Annotated in this window: 29 protein-coding genes; 14 read left to right on the top strand and 15 right to left on the bottom strand. The window is 69.2% G+C overall.

Features of this window, described 5'->3' with window-relative positions; translation table 11 throughout:
* The first annotated feature begins 60 nt into the window (after positions 1–60).
* The 4 genes from ACQ5DX_RS08170 to ACQ5DX_RS08155 are packed head-to-tail and all read left to right on the top strand — an operon-like array spanning position 61 to position 3271.
* Positions 61–789: an amino acid ABC transporter ATP-binding protein gene (locus ACQ5DX_RS08170; protein WP_430335583.1), complete on the top strand. Its 729-nt coding sequence runs from the start codon at positions 61–63 to the stop codon at positions 787–789.
* Between the two features lie 17 nt (positions 790–806).
* Positions 807–1652, top strand: a complete 846-nt coding sequence (locus ACQ5DX_RS08165; RefSeq protein ID WP_430332154.1) for a glutamate ABC transporter substrate-binding protein — start codon at positions 807–809, stop codon at positions 1650–1652.
* Between the two features lie 15 nt (positions 1653–1667).
* Positions 1668–2351, top strand: a complete 684-nt coding sequence (locus ACQ5DX_RS08160) for an amino acid ABC transporter permease (RefSeq protein ID WP_430332153.1) — start codon at positions 1668–1670, stop codon at positions 2349–2351.
* On the top strand, positions 2348–3271 hold the full coding sequence (locus tag ACQ5DX_RS08155; protein WP_430332152.1) for an amino acid ABC transporter permease: 924 nt from the start codon (positions 2348–2350) through the stop codon (positions 3269–3271). The genes ACQ5DX_RS08160 and ACQ5DX_RS08155 overlap by 4 nt, the downstream gene beginning before the upstream one ends.
* A 34-nt stretch (positions 3272–3305) precedes the next feature.
* On the opposite strand, the gene recX is transcribed toward ACQ5DX_RS08155, so the two are convergent.
* From recX to ACQ5DX_RS08130, 5 genes are all read right to left on the bottom strand, one after another.
* Entirely contained in the window at positions 3306–3974 is a 669-nt protein-coding gene (recX, locus tag ACQ5DX_RS08150) for a recombination regulator RecX (protein WP_430332151.1), read from the bottom strand.
* 65 nt (positions 3975–4039) lie between these two features.
* A complete protein-coding gene (gene recA / locus ACQ5DX_RS08145; protein ID WP_430332150.1) occupies positions 4040–5077 on the bottom strand; it encodes a recombinase RecA in 1038 nt (345 codons plus the stop codon).
* Positions 5078–5262: 185 nt separating this feature from the next.
* Entirely contained in the window at positions 5263–5457 is a 195-nt protein-coding gene (locus tag ACQ5DX_RS08140) for a DUF3046 domain-containing protein (protein WP_430332149.1), read from the bottom strand.
* 40 nt (positions 5458–5497) lie between these two features.
* Positions 5498–6646, bottom strand: a complete 1149-nt coding sequence (locus ACQ5DX_RS08135) for a glycosyltransferase (RefSeq protein ID WP_430332148.1) — start codon at positions 6644–6646, stop codon at positions 5498–5500.
* Positions 6647–6717: 71 nt separating this feature from the next.
* Positions 6718–7701: an LLM class F420-dependent oxidoreductase gene (locus ACQ5DX_RS08130; protein WP_430332147.1), complete on the bottom strand. Its 984-nt coding sequence runs from the start codon at positions 7699–7701 to the stop codon at positions 6718–6720.
* A 106-nt stretch (positions 7702–7807) separates the two neighbouring features.
* On the opposite strand from ACQ5DX_RS08130, the gene ACQ5DX_RS08125 reads away from it, so the two are divergent.
* Together ACQ5DX_RS08125 and ACQ5DX_RS08120 are read left to right on the top strand one after the other, a co-directional pair.
* Positions 7808–8656 (top strand): MFS transporter, encoded by an 849-nt coding sequence (locus ACQ5DX_RS08125; protein WP_430332146.1) that lies wholly within the window; start codon positions 7808–7810, stop codon positions 8654–8656.
* Positions 8548–8826, top strand: a complete 279-nt coding sequence (locus ACQ5DX_RS08120; RefSeq protein ID WP_430335582.1) for a DUF2804 domain-containing protein — start codon at positions 8548–8550, stop codon at positions 8824–8826. The genes ACQ5DX_RS08125 and ACQ5DX_RS08120 overlap by 109 nt, the downstream gene beginning before the upstream one ends.
* A gap of 27 nt (positions 8827–8853) precedes the next feature.
* On the opposite strand, the gene ACQ5DX_RS08115 is transcribed toward ACQ5DX_RS08120, so the two are convergent.
* Both ACQ5DX_RS08115 and ACQ5DX_RS08110 read right to left on the bottom strand, forming a co-directional pair.
* Entirely contained in the window at positions 8854–10365 is a 1512-nt protein-coding gene (locus ACQ5DX_RS08115) for a glycerol-3-phosphate dehydrogenase/oxidase (RefSeq protein WP_430332145.1), read from the bottom strand.
* A 24-nt stretch (positions 10366–10389) separates the two neighbouring features.
* Complete coding sequence (locus tag ACQ5DX_RS08110; RefSeq protein ID WP_430332144.1) at positions 10390–10977, bottom strand: TetR/AcrR family transcriptional regulator; 588 nt, start codon at positions 10975–10977, stop codon at positions 10390–10392.
* 20 nt (positions 10978–10997) lie between these two features.
* Between ACQ5DX_RS08110 and ACQ5DX_RS08105 the strand changes: the two genes are divergently transcribed.
* Together ACQ5DX_RS08105 and ACQ5DX_RS08100 are read left to right on the top strand one after the other, a co-directional pair.
* Positions 10998–12626, top strand: coding sequence for an FAD-binding oxidoreductase (locus ACQ5DX_RS08105; protein WP_430332143.1), 1629 nt, complete (start codon positions 10998–11000; stop codon positions 12624–12626).
* Complete coding sequence (locus ACQ5DX_RS08100; RefSeq protein WP_430332142.1) at positions 12623–13513, top strand: diacylglycerol kinase; 891 nt, start codon at positions 12623–12625, stop codon at positions 13511–13513. The genes ACQ5DX_RS08105 and ACQ5DX_RS08100 overlap by 4 nt, the downstream gene beginning before the upstream one ends.
* Before the next feature lie 11 nt (positions 13514–13524).
* On the opposite strand, the gene ACQ5DX_RS08095 is transcribed toward ACQ5DX_RS08100, so the two are convergent.
* Positions 13525–14238: a PIG-L deacetylase family protein gene (locus tag ACQ5DX_RS08095; protein ID WP_430332141.1), complete on the bottom strand. Its 714-nt coding sequence runs from the start codon at positions 14236–14238 to the stop codon at positions 13525–13527.
* A gap of 4 nt (positions 14239–14242) precedes the next feature.
* Positions 14243–15475, bottom strand: a complete 1233-nt coding sequence (locus ACQ5DX_RS08090) for an MFS transporter (RefSeq protein WP_430332140.1) — start codon at positions 15473–15475, stop codon at positions 14243–14245.
* An 85-nt stretch (positions 15476–15560) separates the two neighbouring features.
* On the opposite strand from ACQ5DX_RS08090, the gene ACQ5DX_RS08085 reads away from it, so the two are divergent.
* Positions 15561–16442 carry a LysR family transcriptional regulator gene (locus ACQ5DX_RS08085; protein ID WP_430332139.1) on the top strand — a complete coding sequence of 294 codons (882 nt, stop codon included), beginning with the start codon at positions 15561–15563 and terminating at the stop codon, positions 16440–16442.
* Here ACQ5DX_RS08085 and ACQ5DX_RS08080 read toward each other — a convergent pair whose 3' ends face one another.
* Entirely contained in the window at positions 16443–16619 is a 177-nt protein-coding gene (locus ACQ5DX_RS08080) for a hypothetical protein (protein ID WP_430332138.1), read from the bottom strand.
* Positions 16620–16848: 229 nt separating this feature from the next.
* Here ACQ5DX_RS08080 and ACQ5DX_RS08075 point away from each other — a divergent pair, with 229 nt between their 5' ends.
* The 3 genes from ACQ5DX_RS08075 to ACQ5DX_RS08065 are packed head-to-tail and all read left to right on the top strand — an operon-like array spanning position 16849 to position 18758.
* On the top strand, positions 16849–17460 hold the full coding sequence (locus ACQ5DX_RS08075; RefSeq protein WP_430335581.1) for a biotin transporter BioY: 612 nt from the start codon (positions 16849–16851) through the stop codon (positions 17458–17460).
* Between the two features lie 15 nt (positions 17461–17475).
* A complete protein-coding gene (locus tag ACQ5DX_RS08070; protein WP_430332137.1) occupies positions 17476–18156 on the top strand; it encodes an energy-coupling factor ABC transporter ATP-binding protein in 681 nt (226 codons plus the stop codon).
* Entirely contained in the window at positions 18153–18758 is a 606-nt protein-coding gene (locus tag ACQ5DX_RS08065; protein WP_430332136.1) for an energy-coupling factor transporter transmembrane component T family protein, read from the top strand. The genes ACQ5DX_RS08070 and ACQ5DX_RS08065 overlap by 4 nt, the downstream gene beginning before the upstream one ends.
* Before the next feature lie 3 nt (positions 18759–18761).
* Here ACQ5DX_RS08065 and pspM read toward each other — a convergent pair whose 3' ends face one another.
* From pspM to pgsA, 5 genes are all read right to left on the bottom strand, one after another.
* Positions 18762–19532 (bottom strand): phage shock envelope stress response protein PspM, encoded by a 771-nt coding sequence (gene pspM, locus ACQ5DX_RS08060; RefSeq protein WP_430335580.1) that lies wholly within the window; start codon positions 19530–19532, stop codon positions 18762–18764.
* 127 nt (positions 19533–19659) lie between these two features.
* A complete protein-coding gene (pspA, locus tag ACQ5DX_RS08055; RefSeq protein WP_430332135.1) occupies positions 19660–20484 on the bottom strand; it encodes a phage shock protein PspA in 825 nt (274 codons plus the stop codon).
* Between the two features lie 183 nt (positions 20485–20667).
* Positions 20668–21042 carry a helix-turn-helix domain-containing protein gene (locus ACQ5DX_RS08050; RefSeq protein WP_430332134.1) on the bottom strand — a complete coding sequence of 125 codons (375 nt, stop codon included), beginning with the start codon at positions 21040–21042 and terminating at the stop codon, positions 20668–20670.
* Between the two features lie 74 nt (positions 21043–21116).
* Positions 21117–21605, bottom strand: coding sequence for a CinA family protein (locus ACQ5DX_RS08045; RefSeq protein ID WP_430332133.1), 489 nt, complete (start codon positions 21603–21605; stop codon positions 21117–21119).
* Positions 21602–22237 (bottom strand): CDP-diacylglycerol--glycerol-3-phosphate 3-phosphatidyltransferase, encoded by a 636-nt coding sequence (gene pgsA, locus ACQ5DX_RS08040; RefSeq protein ID WP_430332132.1) that lies wholly within the window; start codon positions 22235–22237, stop codon positions 21602–21604. The genes ACQ5DX_RS08045 and pgsA overlap by 4 nt, the downstream gene beginning before the upstream one ends.
* Before the next feature lie 168 nt (positions 22238–22405).
* Here pgsA and ACQ5DX_RS08035 point away from each other — a divergent pair, with 168 nt between their 5' ends.
* Together ACQ5DX_RS08035 and ACQ5DX_RS08030 are read left to right on the top strand one after the other, a co-directional pair.
* Positions 22406–22894, top strand: a complete 489-nt coding sequence (locus tag ACQ5DX_RS08035; RefSeq protein WP_430335579.1) for an amino-acid N-acetyltransferase — start codon at positions 22406–22408, stop codon at positions 22892–22894.
* A 28-nt stretch (positions 22895–22922) separates the two neighbouring features.
* Positions 22923–23207, top strand: coding sequence for a YciI family protein (locus ACQ5DX_RS08030; protein ID WP_430332131.1), 285 nt, complete (start codon positions 22923–22925; stop codon positions 23205–23207).
* Positions 23208–23268 lie beyond the last annotated feature (61 nt).

Raw genomic sequence — 23268 nt, 5'->3', positions numbered from 1 at the left:
CTAGGGTTACCCGATATGACCCAGCCTGAGACCACCGGAGCGGCTACCGGAACCAAGTCGATGATCTCCATGAAGGCGGTCGACAAGCACTACGGCGACCTGCACGTTCTCAAGAACATCGACCTGGAGATCCCCGCCGGACAGGTCGTCGTGATGCTCGGCCCTTCCGGGTCGGGAAAGTCGACCCTCTGCCGGACCATCAACCGCCTCGAACCCATCGATCAGGGCACCATCACGATCGACGGCGTGCCGGTCCCGGCCGAGGGGCGCGCGCTCGCGCGTCTGCGTTCCGACGTCGGGATGGTGTTCCAGAGCTTCAATCTCTTCGCCCACAAGACGGTGCTCGAGAACGTCATGCTCGCGCCGGTCAAGGTGCGTCGGATCGACAAGGCTCAGGCCAAGGAGCGCGCGCTGGCGCTGCTCGACCGCGTCGGCATCCGGACCCAGGCCGACAAGTACCCGGCCCAGCTGTCCGGCGGCCAGCAGCAGCGCGTGGCCATCGCCCGCTCGCTCGCGATGGACCCCAAGGTCATGCTGTTCGACGAGCCGACGTCCGCGCTCGACCCCGAGATGGTCAACGAGGTCCTCGACGTCATGGTGAACCTCGCCAAGGAGGGCATGACGATGATCGTCGTGACCCACGAGATGGGGTTCGCCCGCAAGGCTGCCGATCGGATCATCTTCATGGCCGACGGCCAGATCCTCGAGGACACCGCACCGGACACCTTCTTCACCGCCCCGAAGTCCGATCGCGCCAAGGACTTCCTCGGCAAGATCCTCGGCCACTGAGCGGGGGCGCAAACATCATGAGACGCATTCGAATCAGATCGACCCGACTGCTGGGCGTCGTCGCGGCGTTGACCACGGTGGTGCTCACCGCGTCCGCGTGCGGCAGCAGCGAGCCACGTGACGTCCTCGCCGACGCCGCCGACGGGCACCTCACGATCGGCACCAAGTACGACCAGCCCGGGCTGGCGTTGCGCGAGCCGGACAAGACGATGACCGGCTTCGACGTCGAGGTCGCCAAGTACATCGCCAACTACCTGGGTGTGCCCGCGAGCGGCATCACGTGGCGCGAGGCGCCGTCGGCCCAGCGCGAGAACCTGATCAAGAACGGCGAGGTCGACTTCGTGGTGGGCACGTACTCGATCACCGACAACCGCAAGAAGGTCGTCGACTTCGCGGGTCCGTACTACGTCGCAGGACAGTCGCTGCTGGTGCGCGCCGACGACGACTCGATCACCGGAGCCGAGTCGCTCGAGGGCGGCAAGAAGCTGTGCTCGGTGTCGGGCTCGACTCCCGCACAGAAGATCAAGAAGTCGTACCCGGGCGTCCAGCTGCAGCAGTTCGACAGCTACTCGTCGTGCGTCGAGGCGCTGCACCGCGGCAAGGTCGACGCCCTCACCACCGACGACATCATCCTGGCGGGCTACGCAGCCCAGTACCCGGGCGAATTCAAGCTGGCCGGCCAGCCGTTCACCACCGAGCTGTACGGGGTCGGCCTACCGAAAGGCGATACCGCGGCACGCATGAAGATCAACGACGCGATCGAGGACATGATCGCCACCGGCGCGTGGCAGCGCGCACTCGAAGAGACCATGGGCGAATCCGGCTACGCACTGCCCGCGCCGCCGACCGTCGACCGGTACTGATGCGGAGGAGGTGACATGGGACTGATCGACACCTACGGCAACCAACTCGTCAGCGCATTCTGGACGACGGTGCAGCTGACGTTCTGGTCCGCGCTCGGCGCCCTGATCTGGGGCACGATCCTGGCGGGCATGCGGGTCTCCCCCGTACCGATCCTGCGGGTCTTCGCGACCTGGTACGTCAACATCTTCCGGAACACGCCGCTGACCCTCATCATCGTGTTCTGCTCGGTGGGTCTGTACCAGAACCTCGGCGTGCACTTCGCACCCGAGAATTCCTCACAGTTCATCGACCAGAACAACTTCCGCCTCGCGGTGCTCGGGTTCATCGTCTACACGGCCGCTTTCGTGTGCGAGTCGTTGCGGTCGGGCATCAACACCGTCCCGATGGGACAGGCCGAGGCGGCCCGGTCGCTGGGGCTCACGTTCGGCCAGAGCCTCCGAATGATCGTGCTCCCCCAGGCCTTCCGCGCGGTCATCGCACCGCTGGGCAGTGTGCTGATCGCGCTGACGAAGAACACGACGATCGCATCCGCGATCGGCGTGGCCGAGGCATCGCTCCTCATGAAGACGATGATCGAGAACGAGGCGGACAAGCTGTTCCTCGTCTTCGGAATCTTCGCGATCGGCTTCATGATCCTGACGCTGCCGGTCGGCTTCCTGTTCGGTTATCTCGGCAAGCGGTTGGCGGTGAAGCGATGACCCAGCAGGCGAGCGTTCTCTTCGACGCCCCCGGGCCCCGCGCCCGGCTGCGCAACCGGCTGATCGCGATCGTGTTCGGCATCGTCCTGGTCGCAATCGCGGTCTACGTGATCAACGTGCTGGCCGACAACGGTCAGCTCGAGGCCGCCAAGTGGTCACCGTTCCTGGATCACTTCACGTGGACCACCTACCTGCTCCCCGGCCTGAAGGGCACGCTGCTGGCGGCGTCCCTGTCGATCGTGTTCGCGCTGATCCTCGGCGCCGTTCTCGGTATCGGCCGCCTGTCGGATCACCGCTGGGTCCGCTGGCTCAGTGGAGCGTTCGTCGAGTTCTTCCGCGCGATTCCGGTGCTGATCCTGATGATCTTCGCCTACCAGGCCTTCGCGCAGTACGGCATCTTCCCGTCGAGCCAGTTGGCACTCGCTGCGGTCGTGGTGGGCCTGACGCTGTACAACGGCTCAGTGATCGCCGAGATCCTCCGGGCGGGCATCCTGTCGCTGCCGAAGGGGCAGACGGAGGCGGCGTCGGCGCTCGGCATGCGCAAGAGCCAGATGATGCGACTGATCCTGCTTCCGCAGGCGATCACCACGATGCTGCCGGCACTGGTGTCGCAGATGGTTGTCGCGCTGAAGGATTCGGCGCTCGGCTACCAGATCGGCTACGTCGAGTTGATCCGCAGCGGCCAGCAGGCGGCGTCGTACTACCGCAACTTCTTCGCGGCGTTGGTCGTGGTCGGTGTGATCATGGTGGTCATCAACTTCGCGCTGACGTCGTTCGCGACGTGGCTGGAGAAGCGCCTGCGCACCGGCGGCAAGAAGGGCCGGCGCCCGGATGTGGTCCCGATCGACACCAACGAACTCGACGGCGCCCCGGGCATCGACGACTTCGGCACCACAATGGAACCGCAGCCGCCTCGCTGACGACACGAGTGAGCCGACGGGCTCGCGGCGGACCTCAGTCCTCCGCGAGCCCGTCGGTGTCTGCGCCCAGGTTCGCCAGTTCGGTCTTCACGACACTGAACGACAGCGACGACGGATAACCCCGCCGCGCAAGCATGCCGACGAGCCGTCGCATCAACCGTTCCCGGTCGTCACGGTCCGCGATGTCGTCGGCCGTCGTCCGCGCCAGCTTCCTGCGGACCAGTTCGGCCGCCCGCTCGCGCTCATCGTCGGAACTGATCTGCGACAGCGCCTCGGAGGACGTCTGCTGGTCGATTCCCTTGCGGCGCAGTTCGGTCGCGAGGGCGCGCCGACCCCGTCCGGAGTAGGTGTGCCGTGAATGCACCCACTGCTCCGCGAAGGCGGCATCGTCGACGAGCCCCACCTCGGCGAGCCGGTCGAGGACACCCTCGACCACGGCCTGCGGATAGCCCTTCTGCGCCAGCTTCTGCTCGAGTTCCGCCCGACTGCGGGCACGGTCGGTCAGCAGGCGCAGGCACACGTCCTTGGCCCGCGCCGCGAGCGTCTCCGGGCTGCCCTTCAGCTCGAACGGTTTGCCGTCCTCACCGCCGGGCCTGCCCCTACCCTGCCCCCGGTTAGAGGTACGGCGCCAGCCGGTTGCGACGTCGTCGCTGCCGTAGCGGTCGTAGTGGCTGTTGTCGTCGTGACTGTTGTCGTCGCTCATGGTCGATCAGTCGCGTCCGGCCCGGACCGGGTGTCGGACCGAGCCGGACGCGATGCTCGTCGGACCTAGAAGTCGGCCTGTTCGGTGTCCTCGGCGGTGAGGACCGCGCCGATGCCGAGCTTCTCCTTGATCTTCTTCTCGATCTCGTCGCGGATGTCGGTGTTCTCGAGCAGGAACTTGCGGGCGTTCTCCTTGCCCTGGCCCAGCTGATCGCCCTCGTACGTGTACCAGGAGCCGGACTTGCGGATGAACCCGTGCTCGACACCCATGTCGATCAGCGAGCCCTCCTTGCTGATGCCCTGGCCGTAGAGGATGTCGAACTCGGCCTGCTTGAACGGCGGCGACACCTTGTTCTTGACGACCTTGACGCGGGTGCGGTTGCCGACCGCGTCGGTGCCGTCCTTGAGGGTCTCGATGCGCCGGACGTCCAGGCGGACCGAGGAGTAGAACTTGAGTGCCTTACCACCGGTCGTGGTCTCGGGCGAGCCGAACATCACGCCGATCTTCTCGCGCAGCTGGTTGATGAAGATCGCGGTGGTGCCGGAGTTGTTGAGGGCACCGGTCATCTTGCGCAGCGCCTGGCTCATCAGGCGCGCCTGCAGACCGACGTGACTGTCGCCCATCTCGCCCTCGATCTCGGCGCGGGGCACCAGGGCCGCGACCGAGTCGACCACGATGATGTCGAGCGCACCGGAACGGATCAGCATGTCGGCGATCTCGAGGGCCTGCTCACCGGTGTCCGGCTGGGAGACCAGCAGCGCGTCGGTGTCGACGCCCAGCTTGCGGGCGTACTCGGGATCGAGCGCGTGCTCGGCATCGATGAAGGCAGCGACGCCGCCCGCAGCCTGCGCGTTCGCCACCGCGTGCAGCGCGACCGTCGTCTTACCCGAGGACTCCGGACCGTAGATCTCGACGACACGGCCGCGCGGCAGACCGCCGATGCCCAGGGCCACGTCCAGCGCAATCGAGCCGGTGGGGATCACGGCGATGGGCTGACGAGCCTCCTCGCCGAGACGCATCACCGAGCCCTTGCCGAAGCTCTTGTCGATCTGGGCAAGGGCGAGCTCGAGCGCCTTGTCGCGGTCGTGTGCCTGTGGTGCCATCGTGGTCCCCTTTTCGAAGTCTCGTCAGCGATCTGAGGTTCAGGTTAGAGCCCGGTACCGACAACTTCGCCGACCCGAACGACCCGACACTGCCGCACCCAGCGGTAACTCATGGACAGCAACGGATAGCCCCAGCATAGGCGAACATGTGTTCGAAGTCGATCAGCGAGCGGTGTCCGTGACCACTATCTCCGCTGCGGCGGGACGTCGAATTCGTCGCACAGCGCCCGCCAGACGGCGCGGGGGTCGATGCCGGCCTCGATCGCGTCGACGGCGGTCTTTCCGCCCAGGCTGGGGATCACGTGGTCGACGAGCAGGGAGTCGCCACGGACCTGTCCGAACTCTTCCCGGACGAGATCATGGAATTCGGTCAGTCGCACATCTGCCACGGTAGCGGAGCCCGGCACCCGGCCCGGACCCTCATCCCAGCACCGCGCGGCACACCGCGACCGGATCCTCGACGTCGGCGACGCCGTCGGCGGCCTTCCGCGCGGCCGCAGCGAACGACGGATCGTCGAGGACGCGTCGCACCCCGTCGCGCAGGGCGTCCACCGTCAGCGGCCGGATCAGCACGCCACTGCCCTGCCGGGCGACGCGGTTCGCCACCTCCCACTGATCGCCGCCGCCGGGCACGGTCACCAGCGGCACCCCGGCGAGCAGGCCCTTCGCGAGCACACCGTGTCCGGCACCGCACACCAGAGCCGACGCGCCCCGCAGCATCTCGTCCTGGCGTCCGTATCCGGCGCGCACCCAGTCGGGCAGGTCGATGTCGGGCGTCTCGAACAGCGTCACGAGCAGTCGCACGCCCAGGCCGTCGAGCGCACGGATCACGGTGTCGAGCATGCCGCCGGCGCCGATGGCCGCGGTGGACGGCGCCAGCACGATCAGCGGGTCGTCCCCCGGTGGCGGCGCCAGCACGTTGTCGGCGGGTTCCCACACGAGCGGGCCGACGACGTGCGCGTTCGACGGCCAGTCCGGCCGCGGCACCTCGAGCGCCGGCAGTGTCGCGATAAGCCGGGCCGCAGGGCCGGGATCGTCGGCCGGGAGGCCGATGCTCACACGCGCCTCACCGCGCTGCGCCTTGCCCTTCCGGATTGCCGGCGCGGTCATGGCACGCAGCACCGCGTCCCGCATGCGTCCTCGCACACCGGTCCCGGACGCGAGTCCGGATCCTATGGGCGGCAACCCCTTCGACGGCAGATACAGCGGGTGTGGCGACAACTCGACCCACGGCACCCCGAGTCGCTCGGCCGCCATGCCACCGCCGACGGTGATGACGTCGGACACCACGAGATCCGGTGCGATGGCACGCATGTCGGGCAGCAGCGCCGTGGAGACGTGCGCGGCCCGCCCGTGGATCTTGGCGCCGGTGTCGTCGTCGTCGTCGGTAGCCCGCGGCGCGAGCCCGCCGAGCTTGCGCGCCTCGATCCCGATGTCGCGGGCGACGTCGAGCCAGCGCCCGTCGGAGAAGAACACCGGATCGTCGCCCGCGGCAACGAGTTTCCGACACAACGCCAGGGCCGGGACGGCGTGACCGGCCTCGGGCCCGGCGACGACAGCTACTCGCATCCGGACAGCGTGCCATACGGCGGCGAGCCGTCACGCCGCACCGGTACCGATCACGGCGCCGCCCGGCGTTCTCAGCTGCGCACGAGCGGCCCGAGGGTGCGTCCGGCGAGTTCGACGATTCCCGGCTGATGTCCGTTCAGGACGAGGTTGACGATGACGCCGTCGATTCCGGGGTCGAGGACGCGGGTCTTGATCTGCTCGGCCACCTCGTCGGGGCTCCCGACGAACTGGCGGTCCGTCGCGGCCGTCCGCTCGGCCGGCGACAGCGCCGACAGGTCGACGCCCTGCGACAACAGGAACTCGCGTTGCAACTCGCGCGCCTTGTCACCGTCCTCGTCGAGGATGACCGATGCGAGGAAGCTCGTCTCGAGAGTCGACCGGTCGCGGCCGACCTCTTCGCAGCGCTGCGCCAGCGCCTCGAGCTTGCGCGGCAGTTCGACGGCGTTGGCGATCACGTTGAGATGGTCGGCATAGCGGGCCGCCAGCCCGAACGTCTTCTTCTCACCGCCGCCGCCGAGCATGATCGGCAGATCGTCGCGGAACCGCGGCTCGTTGATGGCGTTCTCGACGTGGTACCACTTGCCGTCGAACGTGGGCCGCTCGCCGTGCAGCATCGGGGCAATGATCTGCAGGGCCTCGGTGAGCCGCTCGAACCGTTCGGTGAACGTGCCGAAATCGAACCCGAGCTGCCGGTGTTCGAGCTCGAACCAGCCGGCGCCGATACCTAGTACCGCGCGGCCGCCGCTCACGACGTCGAGCGTGGACACGGTCTTGGCGAGCATCGCCGGATTGCGGTACGTGTTGCCGGTGACGAGTGCCGACAGCTGGATCGACTCGGTGGCCGAGGCGATCCCGGCGAGCGCCGTGTAGGACTCGAGCATCGGCTCGTCGGGTTTGCCGATGCCGGGCAACTGATAGAAGTGGTCCATCACGAAGACGGCGTCGAAACCGGCCGCCTCCGCCTCCCGAGCTTGGGCGATGACAGTTGGAAACAGGTCACGCACGGGAGTCGAGTAGCTGAAATTCGGAATCTGGTAGCCCAGTCGAATACTCATGGCCCCCGACGCTACGCCGATGCACTCGGTCGCGGCGCGCAAATGTTCACCGCACGCACGACGAAATCCGGACCCGCCATGTCGTTGCGGCCGTTATCTTCTCGTCATGCGTGAGCGACCGGCGGACAGACGCCTCTGGACCTGGGTGGTCATCCTCGGCCTGACGGGCCAGTTGGCCTGGACGGTCGAGAACATGTACCTCAACGTGTTCGTCTACGACACGATCACGGACTCGCCGACGGCGCTGGCGACCCTTGTCGCGACGAGTGCCGCAGCCGCCACGATCGCCACGCTGCTCGCCGGAGCCGCGTCGGACCGCACCGGGCGGCGACGCGAGTTCATCGCCGCCGGGTATGTGCTGTGGGGCGCCTGCACGGCCGGGTTCGGCCTGGTCAGTGTCGACACCGCTGCGTCGGCGCTGCCGATGCTCGATGCGGTCACGATCGCCGTCGTCGCCATCGTCGTACTCGACTGCGTGATGAGTGTCTTCGGCTCCTCCGCCAACGACGCCGCGTTCAACGCGTGGGTCACCGACTCGACTCACCCCGGAAACCGCGGCCGTGTCGACGGCGTGCTCGCCACGATGCCACTGCTCGCGATGCTGCTGGTCTTCGGCGCACTCGACCCGCTCACCAAGGACGGCCACTGGACCCTGTTCTTCTCGATCATCGGTGGCGTCACCGCGCTGGTCGGCATCGTCGCGTGGTTCGGACTCCGCGAGCCGCGCCGGCCGCGGCCGGGTGGCACCTACCTGTCCTCGGTCGTGCACGGGCTGCGGCCGAGCACCGTGCGCGAGCACCCGCGGCTGTACAGTGGACCGACGGCACCGGATCGGTGGAGAACTCACTGCTCGTCGACGGGCACCTGTCGAAGATCAGCGAGGAACTGGTCTGGGACTACGACCGCGACAACTGGATGGCGCCGTGGCGGATCACCGGCGACACCGTCGATCTGACCTTCACGCCGTTCCACCTGAAGAAGTCCGTCACCGACGTCAAGGTCTTCGCCTCGAAGACCCACCAGTGCTTCGGTCACTGGTCCGGGAAGGTGCAGGACGACAGCGGCGCCTGGGTGCGGGTCGAGGACGTCGTCGGCTGGGCCGAGGACGTCCACAACCGGTGGTGAGCGGAGCCGCCCTGCGACTCCGGCCGATCACCGCCCGCTCAACGCCCGTTCGGCTGCCGCGACCGCCGACGCCCGGTCGGCGGGCACGAGGCCGATCCGGGTGCGCCGGTCGAGCAGGTCGTCGACGTCGAGCGCGCCCTCGTGGCTGACCGCGAACGCCAGCTCGGCGTGGGTGACGTCGATGCCGTCCGCGATCGGCGTCAGCTCACCGGCCTCGGCAACCAGCCCGGCCTCGCTGCCGTAGCGCGCGACCAGCGACGCCGGCAGATTGCGCGGCGCGACCGTAGACGCTCCGACCGCCGGCAGATTCGTCGTCGTACACGCCCGGGCGGTCAGCCCGCCGGCCTCGACGGCGGCGTCGACGGCGTCCTGCGCCATCTTCCGATAGGTGGTGAGCTTGCCGCCCACCACACTGACGACCCCATTCGACGAACGCAGCACCGCGTGATTGCGGGACAGGTCGGCGGTCTTGCCCTCACCGGTGTCGAGCAGCGGGCGCAGGCCCGCGAAGGTGCCGAGCACGTCGGAGCGCGTGAGCGGGGTCGCGAGCGCGGTGTTGACGGTGTCGAGCAGGAAGTCGATCTCGCCGTCCGACGCCACCGGTACGTCCGGGACGGGTCCGTCGACGGCCTCGTCGGTCAGCCCCAGGTAGACACGGCCGAGCTGCGCCGGTAGCGCGAACACGAAGCGGTTGGTCTCCCCCGGGATCGGCACGGTCAACGCCGCCGTCGGGTTGCCGAGCAGCTGCGCGGGCAGCACCAGGTGGGTGCCGCGGCTCGGCTTGAGCCGGATGTCTGGGTCGACCTGACCGGCCCAGACACCGGCGGCGTTCACGACGGCGCGGGCCCGGATCGTCATCTCCTCGCCGGTCAGCTCGTCGCGCAGCCGGGCCGAATCCCCGGTCACGTCGTACGCGCCGACGCGGGTGAGGACCGAGGCGCCGTGCGCGGCCGCCGTGCGGGCGAGCGCGACCACCAGGCGCGCGTCGTCCACGAGTTGACCGTCGTACGCGAGCAGACCGCCGCGCAGCCCTGCGCGACGGACGGTGGGCGCGAGTTCGGTGGTCTTGCCGGCCCCGATTCGCCGTGAGCGCGGCAGCACCGACGACGGTGTCCGCGCCGTCGCGCGCAGCGCGTCGCCAGCGAGGAATCCGATCCGGACCAGCGTCTTCTCGAACAGGCTCACCGAAGGCAGCAGCGGGACCAGCTGCGGCAGCGCACGCACGAGATGCGGGGCCGTTCGGGTCATCAGGATGCCGCGTTCGACCGCGCTCTCGCGCGCGATGCCGACATTCCCCGAGGCCAGGTAGCGCAGCCCGCCGTGCGCCAGCTTGGAGCTCCAGCGGCTGGTCCCGAACGCGAGGTCGTGTTTGTCGACAAGGACGGTCCGCAAGCCGCGCGACGCCGCGTCGAGCGCCGTGCCGACGCCGGTGATGCCGCCACCGATCACGAGGACGTCGATCTCCGGGCGCTCGCCGAGGTCCGAGAGTTCGCGACGACGCCGGTCCGCGTTGAGCGCCGACTGCGGATTGTCCTGCACTGTTCCTCCTGGGTTGTTCGGCCGTCAGCGGGGCGCGAGGTACGCGTCGACGGCGCTCTGCAGTTCGGCGGTGAGCTCGTCCGCGGGCAGCACCTCGGCGACCATGCCGGCCGACTGGACCGCCGACTGCGCGATCAGCAGCACCATCGTCGCGATGTGGACGGGGTCGCCGACGCGGACGGAACCGTCGACCTGTCCCGCCGCGACCGCCTGCGACACACGCTCGACGATCGCCCGCTGGCTCGTGCCGAGCCGGTCGACGATGTAGGTCATCAACAAATCGGGGTCCGACCGCAGGATCTTCACGAACAGCGGGTGCTGACGCATCCCGGTCGCCACATCGACCACCGCCCGCACCAACTGGACGCGCGCCGGTTCGTCACCGTCCATGTCCGGGATCACGACGCGAATCTCACGGGTCAGCAGGTCGGCGACGACCGCCCGGGTGTCGGGCCAGCGCCGGTACACGGTCGGTCGGCTGACGCCGGCGCGGCGCGCCACCTCGGCGAGCGTGGTGCGCCGCAGCCCGAAGTCGAGCACGCACGAGCGCGTCGCGTCCAGGATCTGGTCCTCGACGGTGGGCGACTCGGAAACCTCGTTACAGATAGACATCGTGTGTAACACTGTAACGCATGCCCGAAGACTTCGTCCCCGAGTTCCCCGCGACCGCAGCGCCCACCATGGAGTGGGACGCCTGGGGCGTCGCCGAATCCCGCCGCCACCTGTCGCCGCAGATCACGGCCCTGCTGCAGCAGGCACTCGGGGTGTCCGCCGAGCAGTCCCCGCCGCCCGCCGAGACCGACGCGACCGTGCGCGAGTCCGCGCTCGGCACCGCGCTCCTCCACGCCCTCGAGGACCTTCTCGGCCCCGACAACGTGCGCACCGACACCGCGACGCGGTTGCGCCACGCGGGCGGCAAGAGCACCCCGGACCTGTTGCGCCGCAAGTCCACCGGCGAGCAGGACGCACCCGACGCGGTGCTGCTACCCGGCACGCACGACGAGGTGCTGGCGCTGCTGCGGTTCTGCGCGGCCGAGGGCGTCGCGGTGGTGCCGTTCGGCGGCGGCACCAGCGTCGTCGGCGGCGTCGACCCCACCCGCGGCCGCTTCGGCTCGGTCGTCGCGCTGGACCTGCGCCGGCTGGACGCCCTCGTCGACCTCGACCCGGTCTCCGGTGTCGCGACGCTCCAGGCGGGCGTGACGGGCCCGCAGGCCGAGCAGCTCCTCGGCAAGCACGGCTTCTCGCTCGGACACTTCCCGCAGAGCTTCCAGTACGCGACCATCGGCGGATTCGCGGCCACGAGGTCGTCCGGCCAGGCGTCGGCCGGCTACGGCCGCTTCGACGACATGGTCGAGTGGATGCGTGTGGCGACCCCGTCGGGCACGCTCGACCTCGGCCGCGGTCCCGCGTCGGCTGCCGGGCCGGACCTGCGCGAGCTGTTCGTCGGCTCCGAGGGCACGCTCGGCATCATCACCGAGGTAGGCCTGCGGGTGCACCCGGTCCCGCAGCGGACCGCGTACCAGGCCTGGTCGTTCCCCGACTTCGAGACCGGCGCGGCCGCGCTGCGCACCGTCGCGCAGTCCGGGTCCGCGCCCACCGTGATGCGGCTGTCGGACGAGGCGGAGACCGGCATCAACCTGGCCCTCTCCGGCGACATCGGCGGCGACAGCCCGACGTCCGGGTGCCTGGCGATCACCACGTTCGAGGGCACCGACGCCCACGTCGACGCGCGCTACACCGAGGCGACCGCGCTGCTCGCCGCAGCCGGTGGCACCGCGTTGGGCGAGGGTCCCGCGCAGTCCTGGGAGCACGGCCGATTCGACGCCCCGTACCTGCGTGACGCCCTGCTCAACGCCGGTGCCATCGCCGAGACGCTCGAAACCGCCACGCGCTGGTCCAATCTCGCGAACCTGCGGACCGCTGTCACCACCGCTCTCACCGAATCGCTTGCCGCCCAGGGCACTCCGGCGCTCGTGATGTGCCACATCTCGCACACCTACCCGACCGGCGCATCGCTGTACTTCACGGTCGTGTGCGCACAGGCCGCCGATCCGCTGTCGCAGTGGGCGGCAGCCAAGCGCACCGCGGGTGACGCGATCGTCGCCGCCGGAGGCACGATCACGCACCACCACGCCGTCGGCCGCGACCACCTCGCGTGGATGGGCAGCGAGGTGGGCCCGCTCGGGGCGCAGATTCTGCGCGCGGTCAAGGACGCAATCGACCCCGCCGGAATCCTCAACCCTGGCAAGCTGATCCCATGACGAGGTCGGTCACCGTCCTGACGAATCCCACCGCCGGCGGCGGTCACGCCCCCTTGGCGGCGGCCGCCGCGGTGAGCCGACTGCGGGAACGCGGCATCACCGTCACCGAGATCGAGGGCCGGACCGCCGACGAGGCACTCGAGTTGGCCCGCAAGGCCGTGGCCGACGGCACCGACGCGCTCGTCGCGGCCGGCGGCGACGGGCTCGTCAGCATCGCCTGGCAGGCGTTGGCGCAGACCGGAACTCCGCTCGGCATCATTCCCGGCGGCACCGGCAACGACCACGCGCGCCTGTTCCACGTGCCGGTCGACGACGCGGTCGCCGCCGCCGACATCGTCGCCGACGGCGAGGTGGCCACCATCGACCTGGCCAGGGTCGGCGAGCGCTGGTTCGGCACGGTGCTGTCGAGCGGTTTCGACGCGCTCGTCACCGACCGCGCCAACCGGATGCGCTGGCCCCGCGGTCCGATGCGCTACAACCTCGCGATGCTGGTCGAGTTGGCGCAGCTGAAGCCGATCCCCTACCGGATCGTCCTCGACGACCGCACCGTCGAGCTCGACGCCACCATGGTGTCGGTGGGCAACGGAACCTCCTACGGCGGCGGCATGCTCATCACGCCGCATGCGGTGCTCGACGACGGACTGCTCGACGTCACGGTCGTCGCGGCCGGCGGACGCTTCAGGCTGGTCCGGCTGTTCCCCACCGTCTACAAGGGCACCCACGTCGACCTCGACGAGGTCCAGACGTTCCGCACCCGCAAGCTCCGGCTGGAGACGGGCATCCCGGTGACGTCGTACGCCGACGGCGAGTTCGTCGGACAGTTGCCGATCGACATCGAGGCGGTGCCGGGCGCGGGCCGCGTCATCGTCGGGGCGCCGCTGCACTGACGACCGGGCGGTCAGCCGCCGAAGACGTACAACTCGAAGCCGACGGCACGCTCGGCGTCGAATCCCGGCTTGGGCCCGGTGGACATCTCGATCTGCCGCGCCGCCTGGTCCAGGACGGGTTCGACGCTGAGCGCTTCGAGGTAGGCGTGGTGCTCGCACAGCGACGCGACGGCCCGCTCGACGGTCGCGGTTACGTCGACGGCGTGCGTGATGCCGACCATCGCGTTCACGGCCGCCCACCGCACACCCGTCCACTGCGGCTCGGTGAGTTCCGGGAAGATCCACTCGTTCGCGGCGTCCGCGACGGCGTCGAGCGCCGCGAGTCCGACCGCACGGTGATCGGCACTGTTGAGGAACCCCGGCCCCCACGTCTCGCGGTGGTTCGCCGTGACAACCATCTCGGGCCGGTGCAGGCGGATGGCCCGCGCGAGGTCGCGGCGCAGATCGGGCCCGTACTCGATCCGGCCGTCGGGGTAGCCGAGGAACTCGACCTTGGTCACCCCCACCACGGCGGCCGACCGCCGCTCCTCTTCCTCCCGCAGCGGACCGCATCGTTGCGGGTGCAGCCCCTCGATCCCTGCCTCACCACTGGTGACCAGGACGTATCTGATGTCCTTGCCCTGGTCCGTCCACCGCGCCACCGCAGCGGCGGCGCCGTACTCGATATCGTCGGGGTGGGCGACGATCACCAACCCGCGCTGCCAGTCCTCGGGAATCGGCTCCATGAAATCAGGATGCCCCGGCCGCCGCGGTCGCGCGCCCCGAAACGCGGATATCGATCCACCACACCACCAGCACGGCCGCCGACAGGGCCGCGCCCGCCCAGCACACTCCGGCCCAGCCGTGCGTGGCCCACACGAGGGATCCGAGCGCGGATCCCGCGGCCCCGCCGACGAAGTACCCGGTCATGTACACGGCGGTCACACGCGAACGCGCCTGCGGCGCAAGGGCGTAGATGACCCCCTGGTTGCTCACGTGGACACACTTGAGTGCGACGTCCGAGATCAGGACAGCCAGGACGAACGCGATCAGACTGTGCGCACCCAGCCCGAACAGCGCCCACGACGCCAGCAGCACGAGGGCGCCGACGCCCGCGGTGGCCCTTGCGAGGCCCCGGTCGGCGAGGCGTCCTGCGACGTTCGCCATGACGGCGCCCGCGACACCCGCGAGTCCGACGAGCCCGATCGCGACGTCGTCGAGGTTGAAGGGCTCGGCCGCGAGCACGAATGCCATGGCCGCGAAGACGGTGCTGGCCGCCGCGAAACTGAGGGCGCTCATCGCCGTCGCGGTGCGCAACCGCGGCTGATCGCGCAGCAGCCCACCCATCGAGGCGAGGATCGCGCCGTAGCCGAGGCCGTGCCGGTCCCGAGAACTCGGCAGGGCCCGCCACAGCACGACGGCGATGAGGAGCATCAGGACCGCGTTGACGCGGTAGACGGTCTGCCACCCGCCGAACGGCGTGAGCAGTCCGGCGACGCTGCGGGCCAGCAGGATTCCGACCATGAGACCGCTCATCACCGTGCCGACGGCGGTCGCAGCCCGTCCGGGTTCGGCCAGCGCGGCCGCGAACGGCACGAGCACCTGGGCGGCCACCGAGAACAGACCCGCCATCGCCGTGCCGACCATCAGCCATCCGATCGACGGCGCGAGGCCGCACACCGCCTGCCCGACCGCCGCGAGCACCATCAGCCCGACGCTGAGGACCCGGCGGTCGACGAGGTCACCCAGCGGGACCAGGAACAGGAGACCGAGGCCGTAGAACACCTGCGAGAGCGTCACCGTCACCGCGGCCGTCGACTGGTCGACGCCGAGCGCTGTGGCGATCGAATCCAGCAGTGGCTGATTGAAGTAGTTGCCGCCGACGCACAACCCCGTGGCGACGGCCATGACGAGAAGCAGCCCGGGTGACAGTGCCGGACGAGCGGGAGGGGACGACGGTGTTCGGGTTTCGGTGACTCTCACCCGGCAAATTCTTTACCCCGACTAATCATCTGTCCAACATATGAATACGATCGAACCAATCGTGATTCACGATCAAGGATGGTGCATGGAACTGCGACAACTGCGCTACGCGCTCACCGTGGCCGAAGAACGGCACTTCACGCGGGCCGCCGCCCGGCTGCACGTCGCGCAGTCGGCGCTCAGCCACCAGGTTCAGCAACTCGAGCACGAACTCGGCACTCCCCTGTTCACCCGGACCAGTCGACGGGTCGAACTCACCGCAGCGGGCGAATCGTTCGTCCTCCACGCCCGGGAGGTCCTCGCGGCGGCCGACCGACTGCGCGGCGAGGTGTCGGAGACCGGCCGCGCCGTCACCGGCACCCTGCGGATCGGGACGATCACGACCCTCACCCAGATCGACCTCGCCGCCCTGATCCGGGCGTTCCTGGACGCCCACCCCGGCGTCGACGTCCACGTCGCGTCGTCGATGAGCGAAACGATCGTCGAACAGGTCGAGAACGGGGACCTCGACCTCGGATTCATCGGCCTGTGGCACACCCGCCCCCACGCGGATCTGACGGCCCGCGTCCTGGGGACCGAGCAGCTCGTCGCCGTCGTCGGCCACGACCACCTCTGGGCCGGTCGCACCACGGTGACCCTGCGCGACCTCGCGGAGGTGCCCACCGTCGACTTCCCCGAGGGGACCGGCGCCCGCCGGCAGAGCGACGACGCCTTCGCGATGGCCGGTCTCCCCCGAACGGTCGTCGCCCGCGCCGGGTCCGCAACGCTGGTCGCCGAACTCGCCGCGGCCGGCGTCGGCGTCGGATTCCTACCCGAGTCCGACGCCGTCACCAGACCCTCGCTGCACATGCTCCGGATCGCCGACGCCCCGATCCGGACGGTGCACATGATCAGTAAGCCGAGCCTGGTGACGCCACCCGGCCGCGCTTTCGCGGACCTCGTCGAGCACCACCTGCGCGGCCACTGACTACAGCCTGGTCTTACCGGCGGTGTCCGAGCTGCCCGACATGGCCTTGAACAGCATGTAGAGCCCGAAGACGATTGCGCTCACCGCGAGGATCCAGAACAGCCCCTTGACCACCGCTCCGATCAACGCGAACGCGATCCAGACCAGCGCCACGATGCCGACAATCTTCCAGAACACGATGTGCCTCCTGCTTGTTCTTCACCGTCGATCCTACGATCGCGGCCCCTAGATCGTGGCATGCGCGGATTCGGAAATCACCAGCTCATCGGCAAGATCAGGGAAAGATGGGGGTTCACCCTGATACGCCGAGTGGGACGGGGATAGGTCCCCGGAGTCCGGTTGACATAAGCTCGGCAGGTTGGACAAACCCGTCCCCTCCGCGACACACGAGGAGAAGTCGATAGCCGTGCCGCCGACATCCCCCAAGGGCACTCCCCGCAATACCGCTCGCGATCTTGCCCAGATCGCGGTATTCGCAGCCCTCATCATTGCACTGGGACTTCCCGGCACGATCAACATCGGCGGCTCCGCCGTTCCGATCACGCTCCAGACCCTCGGCGTCATGCTGGCGGGCGCGCTCCTCGGCCCGCGCAAGGGCACGCTCGCGGTGCTGACGGTCATCGTCCTCGGCCTGGCGCTGCCGGTCCTGGCCGGTGGGCGTACGTCGCTGGTGTCCCTGTCCAGCCCGACCGCCGGCTTCCTGATCGGCTGGCTGCCGACCGCCGCGCTCATCGGCTGGCTCAGCTACCGGATGCTGCCCAAGTACAACGTGCTGGCGGGCGTCGCGATCAATCTGCTCGGCGGCATCGTCGTGCTGTACGCATTCGGCATCGCCGGCATGCTGATCAAGACCGACATGACGGTGTCGGCGGCGTTCGCGGCCAACGTCACCTTCCTGCCCGGCGACGTCCTCAAGGCGGTCGTCGCCGCCGCGGTCGCGGCCCAGGTGCACCGCGCCTACCCCGCTCTCGCAGCATCCCGGATTCCCGCGGTCCCGATCCGCGTCGACGCCGCGTAGACCCCTCCCCGCACGATGAGCGAGATCCGGTTCGAGGCCGTCCACCATTCGTACGGTGAGCGCACGGTGCTCGCCGGGATCGATCTCGCGCTCACCGAAGCCCGCGTCGGCATCATCGGCGCCAACGGCAGCGGCAAGTCGACCCTGGCCCGGATGATCAACGGCCTGGTCACCCCGACGTCCGGGACGGTGACCGTGGACGGCCTCGACACCGCCCGCAAGGGCCGACAGGTGCGCCGGCAGGTCGGGTTCGTCTTCACCGACCCGGATCATCAGATCGTGATGCCGACGGTGTCGGAGGACATCGCCTTCTCGTTGCGCCGCAGCTCACTGGGCAAGGCCGAACGCGCCGACCGCGTCGCCCAGGTGCTCGCCGACTTCGGGCTGTCGGGGCACGCGGACCATCCCACCCATCTGCTCTCGGGCGGCCAGAAGCAGCTGCTGGCGCTCGCGGCCGTCATGGTGACCGAACCCGACGTCATCGTCGCCGACGAGCCCACGACGCTCCTGGACCTGCGCAACGCACGGTTGATGCGCTCGACGCTGGCGGGCCTGCCGCAGCAGCTCGTCGTCGTCACACACCACCTGGACCTGCTCGACGACTTCGATCGCGTGATCGTGATCGACGGCGGACGCGTCGCCGCGGACGGCACGCCGGCCGACGCGATCGGCCGGTACCGCGAGCTGATCGGATGACGACGCTCGGCCTCTACACCCCCGGTTCGTCGCTGCTGCACCGGATGTCGCCGGGGCCGAAACTGCTCGCGATGGTGGCCGCCATCGTCGCCGTGACGGTCCTGGTTCGTCAGCCGTGGCAGCTCCTCGTCGCGCTCGCGATGGTCGCTGCGTGCTACGCCGCCGCCCGCATCCCCGCCCGGGTCGCGCTGTCGCAGCTGCGGCCCCTGCTGTGGGCGCTGCTGTTCATCGGCGCCTTCCAGGTGATCTTCACCGGCTGGGCGCGCGCGGTGGTGGTGTGCGGCACGATCGTGATCGCGGTCGCATTGGCCTCACTCGTCACGCTCACCACGCGGGTGACCGACATGCTCGACACGATCAGTCGCGCCCTGCGCCCGCTGCGGCGCGTGGGGGTGAACCCGGAACGCGCGGGTCTGGTGCTCGCCATGACGCTGCGGTGCATTCCGCTCCTGACCGGCATCGTCCAGCAGGTGTCCGACGCCCGGAAGGCCCGCGGACTGGGGTTCTCGCTGCGCGCGCTGGCGGTCCCGGTGGTGGTGTCGGCGCTGATGACGGCCGAGGCGATGGGCGACGCACTTGCCGCCCGCGGTGTCGACGACTGAACGTCAGGAGCGGAAGCGACGGTCGATCTCGTCGACCTCGCCGAGCGCCTCGGCCCAGCCCTCCAGCCGCTCGGACGCCGACAGCAGTTCCTCGCGCTGCTGTCCCAGCACCGTGTAGGACGCCGACTGCGCCGGCGCGGTCATCTTCGCCGCGGCCGTGACGAGACCCTCGTACTGCGCGACGCCGACGTCGAGTTGCCCGGCGGCCGATCGGATCGACTGTTCCAGATGAGCGGCCGCAGCGGCCGTCGACCGACCGGCGCTCTCCATCGCGACGACGTCGGCCGCGACCGACCGCAGCGCCTCGGACGCGGATCGGGCGGTTTCCCCGGTGTGATCGAGTTCCTCGACGTCGACGACCGCGGATTTGCCCAGCACGCCCAGCAGTTGCTGCAGGCTGCCCTCGGCCCGCGCCAGACGCTCCATCGGCGCCCGCGCTGCCGAACCCACAGGTGGGAGCGGTCGCCGCGACACGGCGGCGGGCGGCAGTGGAGTGGCCTTGAGTCGGCGGTAGGAGTCGACCGCCACGACGGCGGGGATCGCGAACAGGGCCGCGGCCCCTCCGGTCGCGACCATCGTCCAGTCGGGTGCCGACGCGACCGCCAGTGACGCCGTGCCCACGACACCCGCCCCCGACGCGATCCCGAAGCGAGTGGCGCGCTTGCGGGCGCGACGACGCTTGCGGAGCATCCGCTCACGCGGGTCGGACAGGCGCCGCATCGTGTCGGCGACGGTTCCGCCGACATCCCGCAGCACGCTCTGCGCGGTGTCGATGGCCGACGCCGCGCTCGCGGAGAGCCCGCCGTCACCGAAAACGGAGCCGGCCGGCCGGGACTTCCTCCCGGGCCGGCCGTCTCTCGTGTTGCTCATCGAACCGTCTTCGTGTTCGCCGCGGAGCGTGCTACTGCGCGGAGGTCTCGCCGTTCGGCGAGGCCGCAGGGGTCTCCGGCGCGGCAACGGGCTTCGCCGGGGCTGCAGCCGCTCCGCCGGACGGCAGGGCGTCGCCCTTCATCGAGGCGCGGATCTGCTCGAGACGGCTGTGACCGGCCATCTGGACGCTGGCCTGCTGGACCTCCATCATGCGGCCCTGAACGGAGTTCTGGGCGAGCTCCGCAGCGCCGAGGGCGTTGGCGTAGCGCTGCTCGATCTTCTCGCGCACCGCGTCGAGGCTGGGCGTGTTGCCCGGCGCCGCGAGCGTCTGGTCCATCGAGCGCAGCGAGTCGGAGACGCGCTCCTGCATCTTGGCCTGCTCGAGCTGGCTCAGCAGCTTGGTGCGCTCGGCGACCTTCGACTGGAGCGTCATCGCGTTCTGCTCGACGGCCTTCTTGGCCTGAGCCGCGGCCTGCAGCGCCTGATCGTGCAGCACCTTCAGGTCCTCGACCGACTGCTCGGCCGTCACCAGCTGCGCCGCGAACGCCTCGGCAGCGTTGGTGTACTGGATCGCCTTCTCGTTGTCGCCGGCGGCGGCGGCCTGGTCGGCGAGCGTGACGGCCTGACGCGCGTTGGCGTTTAGCTTCTCGACCTCGTCGAGCTGGCGGCTCAGCTTCATCTCGAGCTGACGCTGGTTGCCGATGACCGACGCAGCCTGCTGGGACAGGGCCTGGTGCTGACGCTGAGCGTCCTCGATCGCCTGCTGAATCTGAACCTTGGGGTCGGCCTTCTCATCAATCTTGGAATTGAAGAGCGCCATCAGGTACTTCCATCCCTTGACGAAAGGATTAGCCATGGGTTGATCCTGCCTCCATCTGCTGCGCCGCGCGACGCGCGACCCGGTGCGCGACCGTCACGCACCGAATTGGGGTACTACCCCTACCTGCTCGCCCGATCACGCCGTCACCGATCGGCATGTTCGGTGCATTCGTGATCGCTTCTTTCGAATCTATCGGTTTCCGCGGACCGCCGACACCGCTTACGCGGCCGCCAGCGCCTGCGCGGAGGGTGCCGGGATGACGACCCGCGTGTCCTGCGCGATGCGTCCGCTCACCGGCGACGCGTCGCCGCCGGCGCTCGCGCGATCGGTGGTCGCGCGCGACCCGACGGCCGGCACACCACCGACGGCCAGCGACTCGCTCACGTCGACCAACACCTCGGACAGGGGGACGTCGAGCGCGTCGCAGATCGCCGCCAGCAGTTCACTCGATGCTTCCTTGCGTCCCCGTTCGATCTCGGACAGATATCCGAGACTGACCCGGGCGCTGTTCGACACCTCGCGCAGGGTTCGGCTTTGCGAAACGCGTGTGCGCCGAAGACTGTCACCGATTGCCTCACGCAATAGCAGCGCCATCTCGCTCCTCCTTCATCCGATAACCCCACTCGTGATTACAAACGCACGAATGCATGTTCCTGGTTCCCGAAACCCTATCGCGCTAGACGTTCGAGCAAACTCGACACCGCCGCACGGACGCTGCCGAGTCGAATTTCCCACCGATCACCACTCAACTCCAGGCGCGTGACCTCGGTCCCGTCGGGTCCGGCCACGCCCAGGAACACCGTCCCCGGAGGATGTCCGTCCTGCGAATCCGGTCCGGCCACGCCGGTGAGCCCGACGCCCCAGTCCGCGCCGCATCGCCGCGCCGCGCCCTCCGCCAGTTGCGCCGCGGTCCGGCGCGCCACCGGGCCGTCGGCGGCCAGGACGTCGGCGTCGACGTCGCCCAGGGTGCCCTTGAGGTCGGTCGCGTAGACGATCAACCCACCGCGCAGTACGACACTCGCCCCGGGTACACCGGCCAGTGTCGCGGCGAGCAGCCCGGCGGTGAGGGATTCGGCGGTCGCGACCGTCTCGCCGCGCCGCGTCAGCGCCTCGATGACGTCACGGGCGGGAACCGCAGCCGTCAACGGGTCGGTCATGCGCCCGCACGCCTCACCCCGGCCCGCAGCCGCACCGCCTGGACCACGTAGTCGAGGCCGGTCGCCACGGTGAGCACCACCGCGATGCCCATCAGGGTCGCGCTGAACGGCGCGAAACCGTCCGGGAGCGGGATCAGGTAGAGGCCGATCGCCAACGTCTGGACGAGGGTCTTGAGCTTGCCGCCGCGACCCGCAGGTATGACACCGTGCCGCAGCACCGCGAAACGCATCAGCGTGATGCCCAGTTCGCGGGCCGCGATGATGCCGGTCACCCACCACGACAGGTCGCCCAGCATCGACAGGCCGACCAGCGCGGCCCCGATGAGAGCCTTGTCGGCGATCGGATCGGCCATCTTCCCGAAGTCGGTGACGAGGCCGTGTTTGCGGGCCAACTGTCCGTCGATGCGATCGGTCACCGCCGCGATCGCGAAGATCGACGCCGCCACGATCCGCCATACCGTCGAGTGGCCGCCGTCGGCGAACAGCGCAACGAGGAACACCGGCACCAGCACGATGCGCAGAACCGTGAGGATATTGGCGATATTGACCAGGGGAACCGGAGTGTGCGGCGCGACCCCCTCGCCGGGACGGGTGTCAGCGGCGGCGGCCACATCGCGGCGCGGCGCGCTCATGACCGAACCGATCCGGCGGTACGCCCAGGCACACCCGAGACGAACGGGACGTGGCGTGGGGCGATGGATCGGGGCGGCACACTGCTCACAATATCCGTTGCGCCTATGACTACTGTGCACCACATGACATCTGGGACTCCGACAGCTGGCACGGACAAGGCTGAAGGGATGAAGGTGCGCCGTGCGCGCACCTCGGACGTACCGGAGATCAAGCGGCTGATCGACATCTACTCCGGCAAGATCCTGCTCGAGAAGAACCTCGTCACGCTGTACGAAGCGGTGCAGGAGTTCTGGGTCGTCGAAGAGGCCGGCGCGGTGATCGGATGCGGTGCCATGCACGTGCTGTGGTCCGACCTGGGCGAGGTCCGCACCGTCGCGGTGGACCCTCAGGTCAAGGGCCGCGGCGCCGGCCACCTGGTTGTCGCGAAGCTCGTCGAGGTGGCCCGCGAACTCGAACTCGAGCGGCTGTTCGTCCTCACCTTCGAGGTGAACTTCTTCGCCAAGCACGGTTTCGCCGAGATCGAGGGCACGCCCGTCACCGCCGAGGTGTACGCCGAGATGTGCCGCTCCTACGACACCGGTGTCGCCGAGTTCCTCGACCTGAGCTACGTGAAGCCGAATACGCTGGGTAATACCCGTATGCTGCTGACGCTCTGACGACTTACAGACCCGGGATCGAGGAATCATGCCGCTCTTCGCCGTCCAGTACACCTACGTTCCCGAGAAGTCCGCACTTCGTGACGACCACCGGACCGACCACCGGGCGTGGCTGGCCGATCTGGTCCGCCGCGGCATCGTCCACTCGTCCGGGCCGTTCGCCGACGGCGGCGGTGCGCTCATGATGGTCGAGGCGGCCACCGCCGCCGAGGTGCACGATCTGTTCGACCAGGATCCGTTCGCCAAGCGCGACCTGGTCGAGCACCGTACCGTTCGCGAGTGGATCCCGGTCTTCGGGGTCTTCGTCAAGTAACGAACCCGCGAACCCGCGGCATCGACGATGACGCCGGTGCCGCGGGTTCCGTCGTCTTCCG

Origin of the sequence: Rhodococcus sp. ACT016 (assembly GCF_050477185.1) — a bacterium.
Taxonomy (GTDB): domain Bacteria; phylum Actinomycetota; class Actinomycetes; order Mycobacteriales; family Mycobacteriaceae; genus Prescottella.
The sequence above is the reverse complement of the archived record's forward strand: the minus strand, read 5'-3'. Positions and strand labels throughout refer to the sequence as shown.